The sequence below is a fragment of the Mycobacterium sp. E3198 genome (assembly GCF_001667015.1).
In the GTDB taxonomy this organism is placed as follows: domain Bacteria; phylum Actinomycetota; class Actinomycetes; order Mycobacteriales; family Mycobacteriaceae; genus Mycobacterium.
The window spans coordinates 86,894-92,893 of the sequence record NZ_LZIS01000051.1 but is presented as its reverse complement, the minus strand read 5'-3'; the positions used below and the strand labels follow the sequence as shown (position 1 = coordinate 92,893).

The 6,000-nt window shown below is 70.6% G+C and carries 5 protein-coding genes; all 5 read left to right on the top strand.

Features of this window, described 5'->3' with window-relative positions; genetic code table 11:
- Window positions 1-144 (top strand): transglycosylase family protein (locus A5673_RS06285; RefSeq protein ID WP_197518307.1); only part of this gene is annotated, 144 nt, incomplete at its 5' end.
- Window positions 145-232: 88 nt separating this feature from the next.
- Window positions 233-1,492 (top strand): trans-acting enoyl reductase family protein, encoded by a 1,260-nt coding sequence (locus A5673_RS06280; protein WP_068228608.1) that lies wholly within the window; start codon window positions 233-235, stop codon window positions 1,490-1,492.
- Window positions 1,493-1,518: 26 nt separating this feature from the next.
- Window positions 1,519-4,170, top strand: coding sequence for a valine--tRNA ligase (locus A5673_RS06275; protein ID WP_068228605.1), 2,652 nt, complete (start codon window positions 1,519-1,521; stop codon window positions 4,168-4,170).
- The gene (locus A5673_RS06270; RefSeq protein WP_068228601.1) at window positions 4,167-5,609 is read left to right on the top strand and encodes a folylpolyglutamate synthase/dihydrofolate synthase family protein; all 1,443 of its coding nucleotides are present in this window, start codon (window positions 4,167-4,169) and stop codon (window positions 5,607-5,609) included. The genes A5673_RS06275 and A5673_RS06270 overlap by 4 nt, the downstream gene beginning before the upstream one ends.
- Window positions 5,606-5,965: a DUF4233 domain-containing protein gene (locus A5673_RS06265; RefSeq protein ID WP_068228598.1), complete on the top strand. Its 360-nt coding sequence runs from the start codon at window positions 5,606-5,608 to the stop codon at window positions 5,963-5,965. Before A5673_RS06270 ends, A5673_RS06265 begins: the two co-directional genes overlap by 4 nt.
- Window positions 5,966-6,000 lie beyond the last annotated feature (35 nt).

Here is a 6,000-nt window from a genome sequence, read left to right as displayed (position 1 = left end):
CAGTTCACCTCGAGCACCTGGCACGCCAACGGCGGCTCAGGGTCGCCGGCCAACGCCAGCCGCGAGGAGCAGATCCGCGTGGCCGAGAACGTGCTGCACACGCAGGGCATCGGCGCGTGGCCGGTGTGCGGTCGGCGCGGCTGAGCGCCGTAGACGCACCTCTTGAGGGGTAAGTAATGCCGGGCCTTGCGGCCCGGCATTACTTGTCTCGGGTTCGGGTAGCGTCGGGCCGATGACCGCAACGCCTCGCGAGTTCGACGTCGTGTTGTACGGGGCGACCGGCTTCGTTGGCAAGCTGACCGCCGAGTATCTGGCCCGCGCCGGGTCGGGCGCGCGGATCGCGCTGGCCGGCAGGTCGCCGGACCGGCTGCGCGCCGTTCGCGACGCCCTGGGCGACGCCGCGCGGGACTGGCCGGTCCTGGCGGCCGACGCGGCCAAGCCGTCCACGCTGGACGAGATGGCCGCGCGGACCCGTGTCGTCGTCACGACGGTCGGGCCTTACAGCCGCTACGGGCTGCCGCTCGTCGCCGCGTGCGCGGCCGCGGGCACCGATTACGCCGACCTGACCGGGGAGGCGACGTTCGTCCGGGACAGCATCGACCTCCATCACAAGCAGGCCGCCGACACCGGCGCCCGGATCGTGCACTCCTGCGGCTTCGATTCGGTCCCGTCGGATTTGAGCGTGTACGCGCTGTACCGGGCCGCGCGGCGAGACGGCGCCGGCGAGCTCGCGGACACCCACCTGGTGGTGCGCTCCATGTCCGGCGGGTTGTCCGGCGGCACCATCGCCTCGGGCGTGGAGATCATGGACGCCTCCTCGCGCGACCCCGAGACGCGCCGCCAGCTCGTCGACCCGTACACCCTGAGCACCGATCGCGGCGCGGAACCCGAATTGGGCCGGCAGCCCGACCTGCCCTGGCGTCGTGGCCGCGACATCGCGCCGGAACTGTCCGGGGTGTGGACCGCCGGATTCCTGATGGCGCCCTACAACACCCGGATCGTGCGGCGCAGCAACGCGCTGCTGGACTGGGCGTACGGCCGGCGGTTCCGCTACGACGAGAACATGAGCGTCGGATCGTCGGCTCTCGCGCCGGTGGCGTCGGCCCTGGTGAGCGGCGCCGGCAATGCGATGTTCGGGCTGGGCAGCCGCTACTTCCGGTTCCTGCCGCGCCGCCTGGTAGAGCGGGTTCTTCCCAAGCCGGGCACGGGTCCGAGCGAGGCGGCCCGCGAGCGCGGCTACTACCGCATCGAGACGTACACCACCACGACCACCGGCGCCCGCTACGTGGCGCGCATGCACCAGCAGGGTGACCCCGGTTACAAGGCGACCGCGGTGCTGCTGGGGGAGTGCGGACTGGCCCTCGCGCTGGACCGGGACAAACTCTCCGACCTGCACGGCGTGCTGACGCCCGCGACGGCGATGGGTGACGCGTTGCTGGCGCGATTCCCCGCCGCCGGGGTGTCGTTGCAGGTTGACCGGCTGGGCGGCTGAGCTCCGCGCATCCCTAGAATTGACCGGTGACCGCCAGCCCCCGCCCCGCCGCCGACCCGCTGCCCAAGTCGTGGGAACCGGCCGCGATGGAGGATGCGATCTACCAGAAGTGGCTGGACGCGGGCTACTTCAAGGCGGACGCGAGCAGCGCGAAGCCCGCCTACTCGATCGTGCTGCCGCCGCCGAACGTGACGGGCAGCCTGCACATGGGTCACGCGCTGGAGCACACCATGATGGACGCCCTGACCCGCCGCAAGCGCATGCAGGGCTACGAGGTGCTGTGGCAGCCGGGGATGGACCACGCGGGCATCGCGACGCAAAGCGTGGTGGAAAAGCAGCTCGCCGTCGACGGCAAGACCAAGGAGGACTTCGGCCGCGAGCTGTTCGTCGACAAGGTGTGGGACTGGAAGCGCGAGTCCGGCGGCGCCATCGGCGGCCAGATGCGCCGGCTCGGCGACGGCGTGGACTGGAGCCGCGACCGGTTCACCATGGACGAAGGACTGTCGCGGGCGGTGCGCACCATCTTCAAGCGGCTCTACGACGCAGGGCTGATCTATCAGGCGGAGCGGCTGGTCAACTGGTCGCCGGTGCTCGAGACGGCGATCTCGGACCTCGAGGTGAACTACCTCGACGTCGAGGGCGAGTTGGTCTCCTTCCGCTACGGGTCGCTCAACGACGACGAGCCGCACATCGTGGTCGCCACCACCCGGGTCGAGACCATGCTCGGCGACACCGCGATCGCCGTGCATCCCGACGACGACCGCTACCGGCACCTGGTCGGCACCACGCTGGCGCACCCGTTCGTGGACCGCGCGCTCGTCGTCGTGGCCGACGAGCACGTCGACCCCGAATTCGGCACGGGCGCGGTCAAAGTCACGCCCGCGCACGACCCGAACGACTTCGAGATCGGGCTGCGGCACGAGCTGCCGATGATCTCTATCATGGACACCAAGGGCCGGATCGCCGGCACCGGAACGCAATTCGACGGAATGGATCGTTTCGAGGCCCGGGTCGCGGTGCGCGAAGCGCTGGCCGCGCAGGGCCGGGTCGTCGCGGAGAAGCGGCCCTATCTGCACAGCGTCGGGCATTCCGAGCGCAGCGGCGAGCCGATCGAACCGCGGCTGTCGCTGCAGTGGTGGGTCCGGGTGGAATCGCTGGCCAAGGCCGCCGGCGACGCGGTCCGCAACGGGGACACCGTGATTCATCCCGCAAGCCTGGAGCCGCGCTGGTTCGCCTGGGTCGACGACATGCACGACTGGTGCATCTCGCGCCAGCTGTGGTGGGGCCACCGCATCCCGATCTGGTACGGGCCGGGCGGCGAACGGGTGTGCGTCGGTCCCGACGAGACGCCGCCGGAGGGCTGGGAGCAGGACCCCGACGTGCTGGACACCTGGTTTTCGTCCGCGCTGTGGCCGTTCTCCACGTTGGGTTGGCCGGAGCGGACGCGGGAGCTGGAAAAGTTCTATCCCACAAGCGTTCTGGTGACCGGCTACGACATCCTGTTCTTCTGGGTGGCCCGGATGATGATGTTCGGCACCTTCGTGGGCGGCGACGACGCCATCACCCTCGGCGGCCGCCGCGGCCCGCAGGTGCCGTTCACCGATATCTTTCTGCACGGGCTGATCCGCGACGAATTCGGCCGAAAGATGAGCAAGTCCAAGGGCAACGTCATCGACCCGCTGGACTGGATGGACATGTTCGGCGCCGACGCGCTGCGGTTCACCCTGGCACGCGGCGCCAGCCCCGGGGGCGACCTGTCCGTCGGCGAGGATGCCGTCCGCGCCTCGCGCAACTTCGGCACCAAGCTGTTCAACGCCACCCGGTACGCGCTGCTGAACGGCGCGGCCCTGGCGCCGTTACCAGCGCTGACCGAGCTCACCGACGCCGATCGCTGGATCCTCGGGCGGCTGGAAGAGGTTCGCGCCGAGGTTGATTCGGCCTTCGACGGCTACGAGTTCAGCCGGGCCTGCGAATCGCTCTACCACTTCGCCTGGGACGAATTCTGCGACTGGTACGTCGAACTGGCCAAGACGCAGCTCGCCGACGGGCTCGCGCACACCACCGCCGTGCTGGCCGCGGTGCTCGACACGCTGCTGCGCCTGCTGCATCCGGTCATCCCGTTCCTCACCGAGGCGCTCTGGCAGGCGCTGACCAACCGGGAATCGCTGGTGATCGCCGAATGGCCGGAATCGTCGGCCATCCCGCTGGATCGGGTTGCTGCACAACGAATCGGCGACATGCAGCGGCTCGTCACCGAGGTCCGCCGGTTTCGCAGCGAACAGGGCCTGGCGGACCGGCAGAAGGTACCGGCCCGGTTGGGCGACGTCGACGGCGCGGGCCTGGGCGGGCAGGTCAGCGCGGTGACGTCGCTGGCGTGGCTCACCGAGCCGGGCCCCGGTTTTCAGCCGTCGGCGTCGGTGGAGGTGCGCCTGAGCGGGGGCACCGTCGTCGTGGAACTCGACACGTCGGGCACCATCGACGTCGCCGCCGAGCGGCGCCGCCTGGAAAAGGACCTGGCCGCCGCGCAAAAGGAATTGGCGTCGACGGCGGCCAAGCTGGGCAACGCCCACTTCCTCGCCAAGGCGCCGGAGCAGGTGGTCGCCAAGATCCGTGACCGCCAACGCGTGGCCCAGGAGGAGACCAAGCGGATCAACGGCAGGCTGGCTGCGCTGCAATGACTTTCGAGCCGCCCGAGTGGGGACCGGGCACGAGCACGGCTCCCACACCGGATGAGATCGCGTCCCTGCTGCAGGTCGAGCACCTGCTCGATCAACGCTGGCCGGAAACCAAGATCGAGCCGAGCCTGACCCGGATCAGCGCCCTGATGGACCTGCTCGGCTCGCCGCAACTGGGCTATCCGTCGATCCACATCGCGGGCACCAACGGCAAGACGTCGGTGGCGCGCATGGTCGACGCGCTGGTGACCGCCCTGGGTCGGCGCACCGGCCGCACCACCAGCCCGCACCTGCAATCGGCCGTCGAACGCATCGCGATCGACGGCCAGCCGATCAGCCCGGCCCGATACGTGGCGACCTACCGCGAGATCGAGCCGTTCGTCCAGATGGTGGATGCGCAGTCGCAGGCCGACGGCGGACCGGCGATGAGCAAGTTCGAGGTGCTCACGGCGATGGCGTTCGCCGCGTTCGCCGACGCGCCCGTCGACGTCGCGGTGGTCGAGGTCGGCATGGGCGGGCGCTGGGACGCCACCAACGTGGTCAACGCGCCGGTCGCGGTGATCACCCCGATCGGGATCGACCACGTCGACTACCTGGGCGACGACATCGCCGGAATCGCCGGCGAGAAGGCCGGGATCATCACCAAGGCGGCCGACGGCGCGCCCGACACCGTCGCCGTCATCGCCCGGCAGGCGCCCGAGGCGATGGAAGCGCTGCTGGCCCAGGCCGTCCGCGCCGACGCCGCGGTGGCCCGCGAGGATTCGGAGTTCGCGGTGCTGGGTCGCCAGGTCGCCATCGGCGGCCAGGTGCTGCAGCTCCAAGGCCTCGGCGGGGTGTACTCCGACGTCTACCTGCCGCTGCACGGCGAACACCAGGCGCACAACGCGGCGGTGGCGCTGGCGGCGGTCGAGGCCTTTTTCGGCGCCGGCGCGCAGCGCCAGCTCGACGTGGACGCCGTCCGGGCGGGATTCGCCGCCGTCACCAGCCCGGGGCGGCTGGAGCGCATGCGCAGCGCACCGACCGTGTTCATCGACGCCGCGCACAATCCCGCCGGCGCGGCCGCGCTGGCGCAGACGCTGGCCGGCGAGTTCGACTTCCGGTTCCTGGTCGGGGTGATCAGCGTGATGGCCGACAAGGACTCCGACGGCATCCTCGCGGCGCTGGAGCCGGCGTTCGACTTCGTCGTGGTGACCCACAACGGTTCGCCGCGGGCGCTGGACGTCGAGGCGCTGGCGCTGGCCGCCGGCGAGCGGTTCGGGCCCGACCGCGTCACCACCGCCGAGAACCTGCGCGACGCCATCGACGTCGCGACCGCCCTGGTCGACGAGGCCGCGACGGAAAGCGATGCGGCAGAGTCATTTTCGGGCACCGGGATCGTCGTCACCGGCTCGGTCGTCACCGCGGGGGCCGCGCGCAGCCTGTTCGGTCGTGATCCGCAATGACCGACAACAACACGGCCCCGCCCGCCGATCCGTGGCGCAGCTTCGGCGCGGTGATGGCCGCGACGCTGATCCTCGAGGCGATCGTGGTGCTGCTGGCGATACCCGTGGTCGGCGCGGTCGGCGGCGGCCTGACCGGCGCGTCGCTGGGCTACCTGATCGGCCTGGCGGTGGCGCTGGTCGTGCTGGCCGGGCTGCAGCGCAGGTCGTGGGCGATCTGGGCGAACTTGGGCATTCAGGTGGTGCTGCTGGCCGGCTTCGCCATCTACCCCGGGGTGGGATTCATCGGGGTGCTGTTTACCGGGTTGTGGGCGCTGATCGCCTACTTCCGCGCCGAGGTCCGGCGCAGGCAGGAGTAGGGCCAACCGGCAAAGGGTTCTGTACGCTGTGCGCC

Excerpts from the sequence above, each read along its gene's own strand:
- A5673_RS06280 (WP_068228608.1), top strand. The coding sequence starts at position 233 with ATGACCGCAACGCCTCGCGAGTTCGACGTCGTGTTGTACGGGGCGACC.
- A5673_RS06265 (WP_068228598.1), top strand. The coding sequence starts at position 5,606 with ATGACCGACAACAACACGGCCCCGCCCGCCGATCCGTGGCGCAGCTTC.
- A5673_RS06270 (WP_068228601.1), top strand. The coding sequence starts at position 4,167 with ATGACTTTCGAGCCGCCCGAGTGGGGACCGGGCACGAGCACGGCTCCC.